Source organism: Chengkuizengella marina, assembly GCF_009910845.1.
GTDB lineage: Bacteria > Bacillota > Bacilli > Paenibacillales > KCTC-33759 > Chengkuizengella > Chengkuizengella marina.
In genome coordinates this window covers 1-17,680 of record NZ_SIJB01000023.1, presented here as the reverse complement: position 1 = coordinate 17,680, position 17,680 = coordinate 1, and the positions used below count along the sequence as shown (strand labels likewise).

Here is a 17,680-nt window from a genome sequence, read left to right as displayed (position 1 = left end):
TAAATTCTCCATTCATTCCTATATTCCTGCAAATTTCATAAACTATCACCTTGAAATTTTAAAATATTTATTCAACACAATTAGATTACTTTTACCTTTTAAACGATTACAAAAATAATAAACATATTATAAATCAATCTAAATATGATATCATGTTTCACGTGGAACATATAGGATTGAATAAATTATTATCATACTAATGGTTTTTTGATTGGTGTACCAGGATTTCTAGGAAATTTTTTAGGGGTCTTTCCTGTTTTATGAATAAATATAAAATTTCGATCAGAATGATCTGGTAATTGAAAATTAACTACCTTTAATAACGACCCTTTTAATTGTATTAAACTATTACTTGCCTCATTTACCTCATCGGAAGTATTAGGTCCTTTCATAGCTATGAAATGTCCTCCCTCTTTCACAAATGGTAGACAATATTCGTTTAATACATTTAATTTTGCGACTGCTCTAGCAGTTACCAAATCAAAATGATCTCTGAGATTTTGCTTTCGTCCAAGTTCTTCAGCTCTACCATGAATACAATCCACATCAACCATGTGTAACTCTTCTGTTAAATGATTCAAAAAGTGAATTCTTTTTTTTAAAGAATCTATAATGGATATCTTTAAATTAGGAAACATGATTTTTAATGGGATACTAGGGAAACCAGCGCCAGAGCCTATATCAGCTAATGTATTGATTTGTGATATAGGTACATAAAAAGCTATAGAAATCGAATCATAAAAATGTTTTATAAAAACCTGTTCTCTATCTGTAATAGCAGTTAAATTCATGCGTTCATTCCAGTCAACCAACATAAGATAATACTTTTCAAATAAATCCCATTGTTCAGTAGAAATGCTCATATTATATTTTTTTAATAATAAAGAAAATTGTTTATAATTCATACTATCCTCTTCTCGCTGCCACAACTTTATTATAATGTTCTAAATAAACTAATAAAATAGAAATATCAGCAGGTGTTACACCAGAAATTCTTGAAGCTTGCCCAATTGAAATTGGTCTTATATCAGATAGCTTTTGCCTTGCTTCTATAGCAATTCCTTGTACATCATCATAATCTATATCAGAAGGTATTTTCTTTTTTTCCATTTTCTTTAAACGCTCCACCTGAACAAGTTGCTTTTCAATATATCCAGCATATTTTATTTGTATTTCTACCTGTTCCTTTTCTTCCTCGGTCAATTCAACTTCAGAAGGTGAAAACAATTGAATATGATGATAAAGAATTTCAGGTCTACGTAATAACGATGCAGCATCAACTGAATTATTTAATATAGTAGAATTGATTTCTTCTAATTTTTGTTGTACTTGTACACTGGGTTTGATTTTTGTCGATTTAAGTCGAATAATTTCATTTTCTATTTTTTTACTTTTTTTCATAAATTTAACATATCGTTCCTCCGGTATTAATCCTATTTCATAGCCAGTAGGAGTTAAGCGTAAATCAGCATTATCATGTCTTAACAATAAACGATACTCTGCACGTGAAGTTAATAAACGATACGGTTCATTTGTACCTTTCGTCACTAAATCATCAATTAGAACCCCGATATAACCTTGAGAACGTTGAATAATAACAGGTTCCTCACCTTTTACTTTTCTAGCAGCATTAATCCCAGCCATAATTCCCTGGCCCGCTGCTTCTTCATATCCAGAAGTTCCATTTATTTGACCAGCAGTATATAAATTTGAAATTCTTTTCGTTTCTAATGTAGGCCACAACTGAGTAGGTACAATTGCATCATACTCAATTGCATAACCAGTCCGCATCATCTGAACATTTTCTAAACCAGGAATGGATTGTAATATTTTTAACTGAACATCTTCAGGCATACTAGTAGATAAACCCTGTACGTAATATTCAGTAGTGTACCTACCTTCAGGTTCCAAAAATATTTGATGTTTTGGTTTATCGCTAAATCGCACAATTTTATCTTCTATAGATGGACAATATCTCGGACCTGTACCTTCAATCACTCCAGAATACATAGGAGCACGAGATAAATTGTTATTAATGGTTTCATGTGTCTCTCTGGAAGTATATGTTAACCAACATGGTAATTGTTCTTTATTAATACCTTTAGTTGTTTCAAAAGAAAAGTGTTTAGGATTTTTATCCCCTGGCTGCTCCTCAGTTTTAGAAAAATCAATTGTATCTTTGTGAACTCTAGGAGGTGTTCCTGTTTTAAATCGAACTAAATCAAAACCTAATGATTTTAAACAATCAGAAAGCTTAATAGAAGGCTGTTGATTATTAGGGCCACTTTCATAAATTACTTCTCCCATGATGACTTTCCCACGTAAATAAGTACCTGTAGTAAGAACCACTGTTTTACTTCTAAATTCTGCCCCAGTTTTTGTAATTACACCGACGCAAATTCCATTTTCAACAATTAATTCCTCTACCATTCCTTGTTGCAATGTTAAGTTATCTTGTTTTTCTATCGTTTCTTTTAAAGCATTCTGATAAAAAAACTTGTCTGCTTGGGCTCGCAAAGCATGAACAGCAGGTCCTTTTCCAGTATTCAGCATCCTAAGCTGGATATAAGTTTTGTCAATATTTCTACCCATCTCGCCACCTAAAGCATCAATTTCTCTAACAACATGGCCTTTTGCTGGTCCTCCAATAGAAGGATTACAAGGCATAAAAGCAACCATATCCAAATTAATTGTAATTAATAATGTTTGACATCCCATTCTTGCAGCAGCTAATGCAGCTTCACATCCGGCATGGCCAGCTCCGATGACAATAACATCATATTCACCAGCTTGATATCCCATTTTTAAAACCCTCCTTTACTCAGTCATTTTATATTATCAGTTCATTTATTTACCTAGGCAAAATTGAGAAAAAATTTGATCAATTAAAGATTCACTCACTGAATCTCCAATCACCTCACCTAAGTCTTCCCAAGCATTTCTAATATCAATTTGAAGCATGTCAATTGGAATATCGTATGTTCCTTTTAATGCTTCCTCTAATGATCTCTTTGCTTTATTTAAAAGATGAATGTGTCTTACATTACTTACATAGGAAGAATCTGTAGATTCTATTCTCCCATCAAAAAACATGTTTGCAATGACCTTCTCTAATTCAGATTGCCCTTGTTCATTTTTAATAGACATTTGTACAATCTGTTCTTCATTAAATTGATTTTTCAATTGGTTTAGGTCAATTTTACTAGGTAAATCTGTTTTATTTAAAACGAGAATAACTTGCTTATTCTTAATTTCTTGAAATAACTTCATTTCATCGACATGTATTGGCTCATTCTGATTAACTACAAATAAAACTAACTCCGCTTCCTTTAAGGATTCTTTTGATCTTTCAACCCCAATTTTTTCTACAACATCACTAGTTTCTCTCAAACCTGCCGTATCTAATAATTTTAAAGGAACTCCACCAACTGTAACGTATTCTTCGATCACATCTCGTGTTGTTCCAGGAATATCAGTAACAATAGCCTTGTTTTCCCTTGCTAATAAATTTAATAAAGATGATTTACCAACGTTGGGTCTTCCAATAATAGCAGTAACAATTCCTTCTCTTAAAATTTTTCCCTGATTTGCATTCTTTAATAATTCATCAATGATTTGAATAGCTTGGTTGCATTTATCCGAAATAAAAGCATAAGTAAGTTCCTCTACATCATGTTCAGGATAGTCAATATTCACTTCAATATGAGCCATTAATTCAATGATTAGATTTCTTAAATTCACAATTTTATCTGATAATGTACCTTCCACTTGTTTCATGGCAACAGAATAAGCACGATCTGACTTAGAACGAATAAGATCGATAACTGCTTCAGCTTGTGTTAAATCAATTCTACCGTTTAAAAAGGCCCTTTTAGTAAACTCTCCAGGTTCTGCTAAACGAGCACCATTTTGCAATAATAATTCCAATGTTTTTTTAACAGCGATTAAACCGCCATGACAACTTATTTCAACAACATTTTCTTTTGTAAAAGATCTTGGAGCTAACATCACAGTTACAAGAACCTCATCTACTTTTAAACCTGTATCAGATTCTTTTATGAATCCATATTGCACAGTATGAGTTTTCATTTCAGAACATTTCTGTTTTGCATAAAAAATAGTATCCACAATGGAAACTGCATCAGGACCACTAATACGAATCATAGCAATACCACCTTCACCAAGTGGTGTTGAGATGGCGGCAATTGTATCGGAAATCATGAACACACCTCTTTATCCGGTAATATTACCTTTTATCAATTTATCATTCATAAAATCACTTTCAAAATTAAAAATACTTGCTTAATTTATCTGAATTTAAAATGTTCAAAGTTAAAATTTGAATCATTACGTGTTCCAAATGGTAAAAAAGCAATGGCTCATTACAAAAATAATAAGCCATTGCAGAAAATGTTTTAAGTCAAATTAATTTCTCACTTTAAAGTAACAACCACATAACGATTAGGTTCTTTTCCTTCACTTTTAGTACTTACTTTAGAATGTTCCTGCAAATAAGTATGGATAATCTTACGATCCTGTGGCGTCATTGGTTCAAGAGAAACATCTCTTTTATATCTGATTACTCTATCAGCAATCTTACCAGCTAATTGCTCAAGTGTATTCTTCCTTTTTTGGCGAAAATTTTCTGCATCAAGTAAAACTCTATGGTATGAATTAGCATATCGATTTGCAACAATATTAACTAAATACTGTAATGAATCCAATGTTTGTCCTCTTCTACCAATTAAAATACCGACTTCTGATCCAGTAAGATTAATAAATTTTTCATCATCTTTTTGCCCAATTTCAACGCTGACATCTAACTTCATCTTGTCCACAATATCTTTTAAAAATTCAAAGGCTTCGTCAACAACATCAGAAATATACTCTAACTCAACCTTTGCATCTTTAGAACCAATAAGACCTAAAAAGCCTTTTGTAGGTTCCTCAATAATATGTACCTTTACTTTGTCTTCTGTTGTATTCAATTGCGCTAAACCAGATTGAACAGCATCTTCAATCGTTTTACCAGTTACAGAAATTTTTTTCACTTAGAAAGACCTCCCTCTTTTGGAGCCTTACTTTTTTTGTTTCCGTATATAAAATAAGATTGAATAATTGTAAATATATTACCATACACCCAGTATAAAGGTAAGGCGGATGGGAATGTAAGTGCCATTACAAATATAAGTACAGGGAATATCATCATAATCCCTTGCATACCTGCCATTTGATTATTCATTTGAGACGACATCATCTTACTTTGAAGATATGTTGTTATTGCAGCTAGTATAGGTAAAATATAAGGATCTCTTTCACCTAATTGCAGCCATAAAAAAGTGCTACTGCTGATATCAGCATTACGCATGATCGCATTATATAGAGCGATTAGGATCGGCATTTGCACAATGAGTGGTAAACAACCCGCCAATGGATTTATTCCATGTTTTTGGAACAATCTCATGGTTTCTTCCTGCTGCTTTTTTGGATCGGTTTTATATTTTTCTTTTAATTTTTTTATTTCAGGTTGTATTTCTTGCATTTGTTTAGAACTACGGATCTGTTTTAAAGTAAGTGGTAAAATCAACAATCTTATAATAATCGTTACGATAAGAATAGATATACCATAGTTACTATATGGAAGATCTGCAAACCAATCTAAAGAAAATGAAAGAGGATATACAAAATACTTATCCCAAAATCCGTTGCTAGGATCAATGGGGTCTTCCATACTACAACCAGCTAGTAAAACTGTTAAAGATAACAATACAAGAAGTAATGGCAAACGACGTGACAAAATTAAATTCCTCCTAACCTACTATCCACACCTTAATAAGTTCCAATATAAACTATATCATAGATTAATAAACAAATAAACAAATCCAATTCATCAGAAACTTCAATAATCTTTCATCTATTTCTCTCTATTTTTTTTTTAATATGGATGCTTTACGCAATACATGTAAGATACTTTTCTCCATTTGATGATAATCCATATGTACAGCTGGTTTTCTAACAATAATAATAAAATCATAATTGGGAGCTATTTTATCGGTGTGATGCCTTACTATTTCTTTAATCACCCTACGCATACGATTCCTTACTACCGCATTTCCTATTTTTTTACTTACTGAAATACCTAAACGAAAATGATGATTTGAATTATGTTTATAATAAACCACGAACTGATGATTTGCCGTAGATTTTCCATAACGATATATGAAATTAAAATCTTCCTTCTTTTTTAGACGAAATTTATTTTCCATATTAGACGCCGCTCCATATATCATTGTCTCATAAAAATATACTTTATATGTTAATATTATTTTTCACACATCAATCCAGATTTAAACTAAACAAAGAAAAAAGACCACAGTAAGTGGTCACCTCAAATACTTTACTAATCCCTACTTCATTTATAGATAGGTCTTCAACTGTAAAGTCCATTTTACGCACTTAAAATTTTTCTACCCTTTCTACGACGAGCAGTTAAAACTTTGCGTCCATTTTTTGAATTCATTCTTTTACGGAATCCATGTACTTTTTTACGTTTTCTAGTGTTTGGTTGAAAAGTTGGTTTCATTTATCGCACCCCCTTAAGGAATTGCATCTCGCATAATAATCCTTATACATTAAATCATTTTGCTTTCAAAAAGTCAACTTTAACATTTTACATACTTTTAGAGAATGCTCCAAGCAAAAGCTTTTGTTATTAACATGTGGGCAAAATCACAAAAAAATATAAGTATAATCACCCTATATCAATTAATGAACAATCATGTGGATAATAAAACAACAATGTTAAAAATTTGTCGACTCATCAACAATATAAGAACAATTTGTCGTATTGTAAATAAAAAATTATACACATCATGTGCACTTGTGGATAATGTTCAGAAATGGATTGAAATATAAAGATTTATTTGCTATGATGATAATGCTTTATCTTGTGGATATGTAGTAAAAATCATATCATTTATCAACATTCTGTGGATATAATTGTGAACAACTAATATATTTGTTAATATTCTATCCTTAGAATGATTTTTTTGTGGGTAAAATATGGTTTTTCGACAGGAAAAGAGAACTTACGTGGAAAAAATTATTACAATAAACAACTTGTTTTGCAAAATCACAAAATAAATCATCAATTTTATTACTTATTCAACAACTCTTCCATAAAAGATTTTTTTAAAGGTTAAAGGAGTGAACGCATTCATGGAAGATTATCCTGATCAGCTCTGGCAAAAAATTTTATCCATACTGCAAACAAAAGTGAGTAAGCCTAGTTATGATACATGGTTAAAATCAACAAAAGTAAAAGTATTTAATGAATCCGTATTGTTGGTTTGCGCACCAAATATGTTTGCAAAGGAGTGGCTGGAAAATCGCTACATAAAACTAATTAGCAATGCAGTATTTGAAAGTACTGGCCGTAAAGTACAGGTTAAAATCGTGATTGAAGACGAGGAAGTTATTCCTGACGTTGTACCTACACCAAAGAAAAAAACAACACAAAATATGATAACGAATGATGAGTCTTTACCACCGATGTTAAATGCTAAATATACTTTTGATACGTTTGTCATTGGTTCTGGTAATCGTTTTGCACATGCTGCCTCCTTAGCCGTAGCTGAAGCACCAGCCAAAGCCTATAATCCTTTATTTTTATACGGTGGAGTTGGGTTAGGAAAAACTCATTTAATGCATGCGATCGGACATTATATTATAGAACATCACCCTAAAACCAAGGTTCTATACATTTCATCAGAAAAATTTACAAATGAGTTTATTAATGCTATACGTGACAATCGTGGGGAATCCTTTAGAAATAAATATAGAAACATCGATATATTATTAATCGATGATATCCAGTTCTTAGCAGGTAAAGAACAAACCCAGGAAGAATTTTTCCATACATTTAATGCTCTACATGAGGAATCAAAACAAATTATTATATCCAGTGATCGCCCACCTAAAGAAATTCCAACACTAGAAGAAAGACTTCGTTCTAGGTTTGAATGGGGACTTATTACAGATATTCAACCTCCTGATTTAGAAACAAGAATAGCCATACTAAGGAAAAAAGCAAAAGCTGAAAATTTAGATGTGCCAAATGAAGCCATGGTATATATAGCAAATCAAATTGATACTAACATTAGAGAGCTTGAAGGTGCATTGATACGTGTTGTAGCTTATTCCTCTTTAATAAATGAGGATATATCTGCAGAATTAGCTAGAAATGCATTAAAAGATATCATTCCTTCAAGTCGACCAAGAGTCATTACTGTTGAAGATATTCAAAAAATAACTGGAGCACACTACGGCTTAAACATTGAAGATTTTAAAGCTAGAAAAAGAACAAAATCATTAGCATTTCCAAGACAAATCGCTATGTACTTGTCAAGAGAACTTACAGACTTATCCCTTCCCAAAATAGGAGAGGCTTTTGGTGGAAGAGATCATACAACCGTAATACATGCTTATGATAAAATTTCAAAATCATTAAAGAATGATCAGGAATTATATAAAGTTGTCCACAATATTACAACTAAAATTAAAAACCCTTCATAATATCACCAGCCTATGCACAATTTACTCACATGTGAATAGGCTGAAAAATTGTACACAGAACAAGGTTATCCACATATTCAGTGTCCCTACTACTTATACTAAAAAATATTTAACATATTATTATATTACTAACTTTAAAATAATATTCATACATAAATAAAAAAAACTTAATTTATATCTATTAAGACAAGTTAAGTTCAGAAAAATAGTTTGGAGATGGAAATATGGAATTTAAAATTTTAAAAAATAAGCTACATGAGTCCATTCAACATGTATCAAAAGCAATTACAAATAGAACAACAATCCCCATTTTAAGTGGAATTAAAATTGATGCTCATGATCAAGAAGTTATTTTAACAGCAAGTGATACAGAAATTTCAATTCAAAGTTTCATTCCTAAAGAAGAAAAAGAAAATCAAATTATTGAAATAAAAAAAGAAGGAAGTGTAGTATTACCTGCTAAATTTTTTGTAGAAATTATAAGAAAGTTACCAGGTGAATACGTAGAAATTGAAGTAAATTCCCAATTTCAAACCATCATAAAATCAGGAACATCAGAGCTACAAATTATAGGTCTTGACCCAGAAGAATATCCAGTACTTCCATCTATAGAAGAAAACAATTCGATACTATTAGCTAGTGATTTATTAAAATCCATGATTAAACAAACCTCCTTTGCTATATCAACCAATGAAAGTACACCTATTTTAACAGGGGTTTTATGGAATGTTTCCAATGAAAATTTAAAATTTGTTGCAACGGATCGTCACCGTTTAGCTAGTAGAGAAATTTCAAATACGGATATAGACTTGCATTTAAACCTTCAAAATATTGTTATATCAGGAAAAACATTAAATGAATTAAATAAATTATTACCTGATCAAAATAGTATGATTCACATCGTATTTGCCAATAATCAAGTATTATTTAAGATTGATTCCATTTTATTTTACACACGAATATTAGATGGAATTTATCCGGATACTTCAAAAATCATTCCACAAGTTTTTAAAACGGAAATTACCGTACCAACAAGGATGTTTTTAGAAGCAATTGATCGTGCATACTTATTATCAAAAGAAAATCAAACAAACATTGTTAAAATGATTGTAAAAGATCATGAGGAAATTGAAATTACATCAAGTTTAACTTCTTTAGGTAAAATAACAGAACAAGTAAAAGCAGAAAAAATCGAAGGAGAGTTAATACAAATATCATTTAACTCCAAATATATGCTTGATGCCTTAAAAGTGATCGATAGTGATCATATTCAAATCGGAATTACAGGTACAATGAGTCCAATTATAATTAAACCAAATGACAATACCAACATGCTGCATTTAATTTTACCTTATCGGACAACAAACTAATAAGGTTCATAGGTGAAGAGTGAGGGTAGTTCATCTGAAAGGATTAAACATAATGGAAACCATAAAAATTAAAGATGAATATATTACTTTAGGACAATTTTTGAAATTAACAAATCATATTTCTACCGGGGGACAAGCCAAACCATTTTTACAAGAAAATAAGATTTATATCAATGGTTCTCTTGATAATCGAAGAGGTAGAAAAATCGTTCCAGGCGATGAAGTGAAAATTAATGAAACTGGGGATTACAAAGTAATGAATTTGTAATTTCAGGAGGAATTTTTTTGTTTTTAAAAAAACTAACTTTAAACAATTATCGTAACTATCAATCTATAGAAATCAATCTTGATCATAATATCAATATATTTATAGGTCCAAATGCTCAGGGAAAAACGAATTTACTCGAAGCAATTTATGTAATGGCTTTAACCAAATCCCATCGTACAAATACTGACAAGGAGTTAATCGGTTGGGGATTTAATGAAACTACACTATATAGTGAGATTGAAAAAAAATATGGAAGTAATAAATTAGAAATTCATCTTTCTCAAAAAGGAAAAAAAGTAAAGGTAAATGGACTTGAACAAAGAAAGCTAAGTGATTTTATAGGGGTATTAAATGTTGTTATGTTTGCACCTGAAGATTTAGAAATTGTAAAAGGATCACCTAGAATTCGTCGTAGATTTATTGATATGGAATTAGGTCAAATTCACCCTAGTTATATTTATGATTTGCAGCAATATCAAAAAATATTAAATCAAAGAAATAATTTATTAAAGCAGCATCATAGTGCAAATGACAAGCATTTAAATGATTTATTATCAATATGGGATCAACAATTCGCCCAGTTTGGTATTAAAATCATTAAAAAACGTCAACACTTTATAAAAAAATTACAAATATGGATTGAACAAATTCATTCAAGTATTACAAACGGGAAGGAGAATTTAAAAGTTATATACAAACCTTCATTTGAATTTGAACAATTTGATGATGAAACTGTTTTATTTAATCAATTTATGTTAAAGTTAACAAAGATGCGAGAAAAGGAAATAAAGAGAGGAATCACCCTAATAGGACCACATCGTGATGATCTTCTTTTTTTAATTAACGATAAAGAAGTTCAAACATTCGGATCCCAAGGTCAACAGAGAACTACAGCATTATCCATAAAACTTGCAGAAATTGAACTCATACACGAAGAAGTTGGTGAATATCCTCTTCTTCTATTAGACGATGTATTGTCAGAACTTGACCAGTATCGGCAAACACAACTCATTGAGACCTTTCAAGACAAAGTTCAAACCTTTATTACTACAACAGGTATTGAAAGTGTAAATTTATCTAAACTTAATGAAGCCAAACTATTTCATGTTTTAGAAGGCACAGTGTCTGTTTAGGATTGGAGTGATGGGGTTGTTTATTCACCTTGGAGGAGATAAGATTTTAAAGGCATCCGAATTAGTTGCTATATTTGATTTATCCATTGATAAATCATTTGTTGTTTTAGAACCTTTTATCAATCATTTTACGTTATTAAATAGGGTTGAAAGGATCTCTAAAGAAAAACCAAAATCATTGATCATTTCAACTACAAAAATATATTATTCTCCCATATCCTCTGCAACATTAAAAAAAAGAGCGAATTATCTACATGTTTGAGCGGTTATTCAAAAAAGTTCTTTATTTGTAATGACGAGAAGTGATCTTATATTCACCACAAAGGATTGTGACTGAATCTCTAATTCTCAATTTGACATCTTCAAATATTCCGCTCATATTTTGAAGACTAAATTTAGTACTATTGGGAGGCACAGAAATCTTGACTTCTGTAAGCACAATCTTCTCGTTAAAAAACGGAACTTTTTTGAACATATACTTAAAGTTTTAATTGTTTTCTATTCTACACAAGTAGGTGAAGCAAAATGTCATTGAATCAATCACAAAATACGTATGATGAAAATCAAATTCAAGTACTCGAAGGTCTAGAAGCTGTAAGAAAAAGACCTGGAATGTATATCGGTTCAACTGGAGTGAAAGGACTCCATCATTTAGTATGGGAAGTTGTTGACAACAGTATTGATGAAGCTATGGCCGGGTATTGCACAACGATAGACGTTATTGTTAATGAAGATAACAGTATTACCGTAAAGGATAATGGAAGAGGTATACCTGTCGGTGAACATCCAAAAATGAAACGTCCTGCATTAGAAGTCGTAATGACCGTACTGCATGCTGGAGGTAAATTTGGTGGAGAAGGATATAAGGTTTCTGGAGGATTACACGGAGTAGGTGTATCTGTAGTGAATGCACTTTCCAAATCAGTGATAGTACAAGTCAGAAGAGAAGGTAAGATACATCAGCAAGAATATCGTTATGGTATTCCTCAATATGATTTAAAGATCGTTGGTGAAACAGAAGAAACAGGGACACAAACTACGTTCATACCAGATGATGATATTTTTACAGAAACTACAATATACGATTACGATATTTTGCAATCTCGAATTCGTGAACTAGCATTTTTAAACAAAGGAATCGAAATTAATTTAATAGATAAACGTACTGAAAAAGCAAAATCTTTCAAATATGACGGTGGGATCATTTCGTTTGTTGAATATTTAAATCGAAATCGTGAACCTATACATGAACCTCCTATTTACGTTGAAGGAGGAAAAGATCACATTAATGTGGAAGTTTCCTTGCAATATAACGATGGTTATAGTGAAAATATTTATTCTTTTGCCAACAATATAAATACACATGAGGGCGGTACACATGAGTCTGGTTTTAAAAGTGCTCTGACTAGAATTTTAAATAACTATGCTAAAAAAAACCAATTATTGAAAAACAATGATGCTAATTTTTCCGGTGATGATGTTCGTGAAGGAATTACGGCTATAATTTCAGTGAAAATCCCTGAACCTCAATTTGAAGGTCAAACTAAAACTAAACTAGGTAATAGTGAGGCGAGAAGTATTGTTGAATCTGTTTTCTCTGAGAAATTATCTGAGTTTCTAGAAGAAAATCCTTCAATTGCTAAACAAATTATTGAAAAATCTCTACAAGCTGCTAGAGCAAGAGAAGCTGCACGTAAAGCAAGAGAAGCTACGAGACGAAAAAGTGCATTAGAAGTTAGTTCCTTACCAGGTAAATTAGCAGATTGCTCATCTAAAGATGCTTCTATTAGTGAGTTGTATATTGTTGAGGGAGACTCAGCAGGAGGTTCAGCTAAACAAGGAAGAGACAGACATTATCAAGCGATACTGCCTTTACGAGGGAAAATACTAAATGTTGAAAAAGCAAGGTTAGATAGAATATTAGGAAACGCAGAAATACGTGCTATTATTACTGCGTTAGGTACAGGTATTGGTGAAGAATTTAATATAGAAAAGGCTAGGTATCATAAAATTATTATTATGACTGATGCCGACGTAGATGGCGCACATATACGTACATTACTATTGACCTTTTTATATCGATATATGAGACCTGTTATAGAATCAGGGTACATTTATATCGCACAACCCCCTCTATACAAAATTGAAAAAGGAAAAGTTATTCAATATGCTTATAATGACACTCAAAAGAATGAGATCATTGAGAAATTAAATGGTAAAGTAAACATTCAACGCTACAAAGGTCTTGGAGAGATGGATGCTGGACAATTGTGGGAAACAACGATGGATCCAGAAAGTCGAACATTATTACAAGTAACGATTGAAGATGCAATGGATGCCGACGCTATATTTGATACATTAATGGGAGACAATGTAGAACCGAGAAGAGATTTTATACAACAACATGCTAAATATGTTAGTAATATAGATATCTAAATTAGGAAGTTATGGTGAGAACATGGCTGATGAAATGAGTTCAAATGTAGAAAATAGGGATATTCGTACAGAAATGCAGACTTCTTTTATGGATTACGCGATGAGTATTATTGTAAGCCGCGCCTTACCAGATGTAAGGGATGGTTTAAAACCTGTTCATAGAAGAATATTATACGCAATGTCTGAGCTTGGGATGTCACCTGACAAACCTTTTAAAAAGTCTGCACGTATCGTTGGAGAAGTTTTAGGTAAATACCATCCACATGGAGATTCTGCTGTTTATGAAACTATGGTGAGGATGGCACAAGACTTTTCACTTCGTTATATGTTAATTGAAGGACATGGAAACTTTGGTTCAATTGATGGAGATTCCGCTGCAGCTCAGCGTTATACGGAAGCACGCCTTTCAAAAATAGCGATGGAAATGTTAAGAGATATTAATAAAGAAACGGTAGATTATGCGGATAACTATGATGGTGAAGAGAAGGAACCTGTTGTTTTACCAGCACGTTTTCCAAATTTATTAGTCAATGGGGTTTCTGGAATTGCTGTAGGAATGGCTACAAATATTCCTCCTCATAACCTTGGAGAAGTTATTGATGGTGTGTTGGAGTTAATTAAAAACCCAGATCTAACTCCAATTGATTTAATGGAGTTTATAAGTGGTCCTGATTTTCCTACAGGAGGTTATATTTTAGGAAGACAGGGGATTAGACAAGCTTATACAACAGGTCGTGGTTCAGTGACCATGAGGGCTAGAGCAGAAATTGAAGAGAATGAGACTACAAATAAAGCTAAGATTATAATAAATGAATTACCATATCAAGTCATAAAAGCAAGATTAATAGAAAAAATTGCAGAGTTAGTTAGAGAGAAAAAAATAGAAGGTATTACTGATCTTAGAGATGAATCAGATCGCAATGGGATGAGGATCGTAATAGAACTTCGCAGGGATGTAAATCCTCATGTTATTCTTAATAACTTATACAAACAGACGTCTATGCAAATTAATTTTGGTGTAAATATGTTGGCTTTGGTTCACGGTGAACCAAAAGTTTTAAACATTAAAGATATTTTACATCACTATATTCAACATCAAATTGAAGTGATTGAAAGACGTACTCAATTTGATTTAAAGAAAGCAGAAGCAAGAGCTCATATTTTAGAAGGATTAAGAATTGCATTAGATCATTTAGACAAAGTAATTTCATTAATTCGTGCCTCTAGAACAACAGAAGAAGCAAGAGAAGGGTTAATGACCCAGTTTGATTTGAGTCATGAACAATCTCAAGCGATTTTAGATATGCGTCTCCAGCGTTTAACAGGTTTAGAGAGAGATAAAATTGAAGATGAATATCAGGAGTTATTAAAAAAAATTGCTGAATTACGTGCGATATTAGCTGATGAGCAATTAGTATTAAACATTATTAGTGAAGAGTTATTAGAAATTAAAAATAAATTTGGAGATGAAAGACGTTCTGAGATTATTGCTGGTGGTTTAGATATCTTAGATGAAGATTTAATCCCACAAGAAGATGTTCTAATTTCTATCTCACATACTGGTTATATAAAACGTATACCTGTTACAACATATCGCAGTCAAAAACGTGGTGGTAGAGGTGTAATAGGAATGGGAACGAAAGATGATGATTTTGTTGAACATCTGTTTGTAACCAATACGCACCATTATTTAATGTTTTTCACGAATAAAGGAAAGGTATATCGTTTGAAAGGATATGAAATTCCTGAACAAAGCAGGGCTTCTAAAGGAACGCCAATCATTAACCTAATGCAAATTGAACCTGGTGAATATGTAAATGCTGTATTCCCGATTGAAAGTTTTGAAAGTGATCATCACCTATTTTTTGCTACAAAAAAAGGTATTGTAAAGAAAACGAATATTGAAGAATATAAAAATATTCGTAAAGGTGGGCTCATCGCGATTACCATTCGTGAAGATGATGAATTAATTGGAGTAAAACTTACGGATGGAAATCAGGAAATTATAATGGGAACCCAGCAAGGGATGTCCATTCGTTTTTCTGAAAAAGATGTACGAACAATGGGACGTTCAGCATCTGGTGTAAAGGGAATTACGATCTCTGAAAACGATCAGGTCATAGATATGGACGTTGTGGATGATAATAATGATGTATTGATTGTCACAGCAAAAGGTTATGGTAAAAGAACTCCGATGTCTGAATACAGATCTCAGACTAGAGGTGGCAAGGGGATAAAAACAATCAATGTAACCGAGAAAAATGGCTCGGTGGTTGGTTTGAAAATTGTTCACAATGAAGAGGACTTAATGATTATTACCTCTCTTGGTACCATTATACGTACAAGCATGTCTGAGATTTCAACCATGGGAAGGAATACTCAAGGTGTTAGATTGATTAATATTAGAGAAGAAGATCAAGTAGCTACGGTAACTCAGGTCGAAAAAAATGAAGAATCTGTAGAAACTGATGAAAATGATTTAGGAACAACGGAGTAAAAGGTTTAATTTTATATTTAAGTTTAAAAACAAGGACAGAATATTTATTTATTCTGTCCTTAAGTTCAGTTAATGGTGGTGAATTTATTGAAAAGAGTAGCTGTATCCCATATACAAAAGGGAGATCAACTAGTAGAAGATGTGACTACAAAGCTTGGAGGGATATTATTTTATAAAGGAACTATTTTACAAGAAAGAGAAATTGAAATTTTAACTGCATTTTTAGTTAATAACGTGATAGTTGAAATGGAACAAGAAGAAGAAGAGGTAAGTGACGAAAAGTTATCCATACTCAACAATGATTTGACATATGAATATCAAGAAGTATTTTCCTTTATAAAAAAAGTATTTTTAAATGTTCACACTGATCATATACCTTTATTAGAAGTTCGCACCAAACTAGAATCACTTATTTCTTTAATTGATCAATATAACATTTTATCATTTTCACCACCAATGAAAGATACTAAAGATTATTATATACATAAAAGCATCAAGGTCAGTATGACTTCTTATTTGCTTGCTAAATGGTGTGATTTGCCTCAAAAAGATTGGATTCAAGTTAGTATCTCAGGTTTACTACATGATATAGGGAACACAAAAATTGATCCTGAAATATTGCATAAGTCATGGAGATTAAATTCTGAGGAGATTCAAGAGATTAAAAAACATACGATTCATGGATATCATATTCTTAAAGATGTAAAAGGAATTAATGAAGGGGTAAAATTAGCTGCTTTACAGCACCACGAAAAAAGTGATGGTAGTGGGTACCCATTAGGTTCAGATAAAAATAAAATACATCTATATGCAAAAATTGTAGCGGTAGCCGATATATTTCACGCAATGACTAGCAATAAGAATTATAAAGAAAAGATATCACCATATCTAGCATTAGAAGAAATTCAAAAGTTATCATTTGGTAAATTGGAGCCAAGCATAGTCCATACGTTTATCAAAAAAATAACTGAATTTCAAAGTGGTAGTATTGTAAAATTGAATAATAATATGATTGGGGAAATTGTATTTTTTGATCAAAACAATCCAACTAGACCATGGGTTAATGTAGACGGACAAATTATTAATTTAGATCAAAAACGCGATTTATATATTGAACAGTACTTAAAAAAAAATAAATAAAAGTGTAATAGAATAATAGAGAGATCAAACTTATAAAAAAAAGTACTTGCATAAGCTGATGCATTCGTGTTATATTTATCAAGTCGCCGCTGAGACGGCAGACACAAATGAAAAAATGCTTGACAACAAACGATAAAATGTTATATACTTATTAAGTCGCCATAAAACGAATGGCGACAAAAAAAGTAAATCATTTGCACCTTGAAAACTGAATAACGAGTGAACAAATCGGAGACTTGAAAGATTTCAAGAATCCAAACAA

15 protein-coding genes are annotated in these 17,680 nt (G+C 31.8%); 8 read left to right on the top strand and 7 right to left on the bottom strand.

Annotated features, from left to right (window positions below; genetic code table 11):
* Positions 1–191 precede the first annotated feature (191 nt).
* The 7 genes from rsmG to rpmH all read right to left on the bottom strand — a co-directional run bounded on the left by rsmG (position 192) and on the right by rpmH (position 6,583).
* Complete coding sequence (rsmG, locus tag ERL59_RS09605) at positions 192–905, bottom strand: 16S rRNA (guanine(527)-N(7))-methyltransferase RsmG (protein ID WP_160645998.1); 714 nt, start codon at positions 903–905, stop codon at positions 192–194.
* A 1-nt stretch (position 906) separates the two neighbouring features.
* Positions 907–2,802 carry a tRNA uridine-5-carboxymethylaminomethyl(34) synthesis enzyme MnmG gene (mnmG, locus tag ERL59_RS09600; RefSeq protein WP_160645997.1) on the bottom strand — a complete coding sequence of 632 codons (1,896 nt, stop codon included), beginning with the start codon at positions 2,800–2,802 and terminating at the stop codon, positions 907–909.
* Between the two features lie 45 nt (positions 2,803–2,847).
* Positions 2,848–4,221 carry a tRNA uridine-5-carboxymethylaminomethyl(34) synthesis GTPase MnmE gene (gene mnmE, locus ERL59_RS09595; RefSeq protein WP_160645996.1) on the bottom strand — a complete coding sequence of 458 codons (1,374 nt, stop codon included), beginning with the start codon at positions 4,219–4,221 and terminating at the stop codon, positions 2,848–2,850.
* 212 nt (positions 4,222–4,433) lie between these two features.
* Complete coding sequence (gene jag, locus ERL59_RS09590) at positions 4,434–5,051, bottom strand: RNA-binding cell elongation regulator Jag/EloR (RefSeq protein WP_160645995.1); 618 nt, start codon at positions 5,049–5,051, stop codon at positions 4,434–4,436.
* Positions 5,048–5,797 carry a membrane protein insertase YidC gene (gene yidC, locus ERL59_RS09585; protein ID WP_235929846.1) on the bottom strand — a complete coding sequence of 250 codons (750 nt, stop codon included), beginning with the start codon at positions 5,795–5,797 and terminating at the stop codon, positions 5,048–5,050. Before yidC ends, jag begins: the two co-directional genes overlap by 4 nt.
* 127 nt (positions 5,798–5,924) lie before the next feature.
* Positions 5,925–6,266, bottom strand: coding sequence for a ribonuclease P protein component (gene rnpA, locus ERL59_RS09580; protein WP_160645994.1), 342 nt, complete (start codon positions 6,264–6,266; stop codon positions 5,925–5,927).
* Between the two features lie 182 nt (positions 6,267–6,448).
* The gene (gene rpmH, locus ERL59_RS09575) at positions 6,449–6,583 is read right to left on the bottom strand and encodes a 50S ribosomal protein L34 (RefSeq protein ID WP_160645993.1); all 135 of its coding nucleotides are present in this window, start codon (positions 6,581–6,583) and stop codon (positions 6,449–6,451) included.
* A gap of 635 nt (positions 6,584–7,218) precedes the next feature.
* Between rpmH and dnaA the strand changes: the two genes are divergently transcribed.
* The 8 genes from dnaA (at position 7,219) to ERL59_RS09535 (ending at position 17,418) form a co-directional block, all read left to right on the top strand.
* Positions 7,219–8,574, top strand: a complete 1,356-nt coding sequence (gene dnaA / locus ERL59_RS09570; RefSeq protein WP_160645992.1) for a chromosomal replication initiator protein DnaA — start codon at positions 7,219–7,221, stop codon at positions 8,572–8,574.
* Positions 8,575–8,798: 224 nt separating this feature from the next.
* Positions 8,799–9,944, top strand: coding sequence for a DNA polymerase III subunit beta (dnaN, locus tag ERL59_RS09565; protein WP_160645991.1), 1,146 nt, complete (start codon positions 8,799–8,801; stop codon positions 9,942–9,944).
* Positions 9,945–9,996: 52 nt separating this feature from the next.
* On the top strand, positions 9,997–10,212 hold the full coding sequence (yaaA, locus tag ERL59_RS09560) for a S4 domain-containing protein YaaA (protein ID WP_160645990.1): 216 nt from the start codon (positions 9,997–9,999) through the stop codon (positions 10,210–10,212).
* A 17-nt stretch (positions 10,213–10,229) separates the two neighbouring features.
* On the top strand, positions 10,230–11,345 hold the full coding sequence (gene recF, locus ERL59_RS09555; protein WP_160645989.1) for a DNA replication/repair protein RecF: 1,116 nt from the start codon (positions 10,230–10,232) through the stop codon (positions 11,343–11,345).
* A 16-nt stretch (positions 11,346–11,361) separates the two neighbouring features.
* Positions 11,362–11,607 (top strand): extracellular matrix regulator RemB, encoded by a 246-nt coding sequence (gene remB / locus ERL59_RS09550; protein ID WP_160645988.1) that lies wholly within the window; start codon positions 11,362–11,364, stop codon positions 11,605–11,607.
* A 269-nt stretch (positions 11,608–11,876) separates the two neighbouring features.
* The gene (gyrB, locus tag ERL59_RS09545; RefSeq protein ID WP_201763527.1) at positions 11,877–13,781 is read left to right on the top strand and encodes a DNA topoisomerase (ATP-hydrolyzing) subunit B; all 1,905 of its coding nucleotides are present in this window, start codon (positions 11,877–11,879) and stop codon (positions 13,779–13,781) included.
* 22 nt (positions 13,782–13,803) lie between these two features.
* Positions 13,804–16,278 carry a DNA gyrase subunit A gene (gene gyrA, locus ERL59_RS09540; RefSeq protein ID WP_160645986.1) on the top strand — a complete coding sequence of 825 codons (2,475 nt, stop codon included), beginning with the start codon at positions 13,804–13,806 and terminating at the stop codon, positions 16,276–16,278.
* 87 nt (positions 16,279–16,365) lie between these two features.
* Positions 16,366–17,418, top strand: a complete 1,053-nt coding sequence (locus ERL59_RS09535; RefSeq protein ID WP_160645985.1) for an HD-GYP domain-containing protein — start codon at positions 16,366–16,368, stop codon at positions 17,416–17,418.
* Positions 17,419–17,680 lie beyond the last annotated feature (262 nt).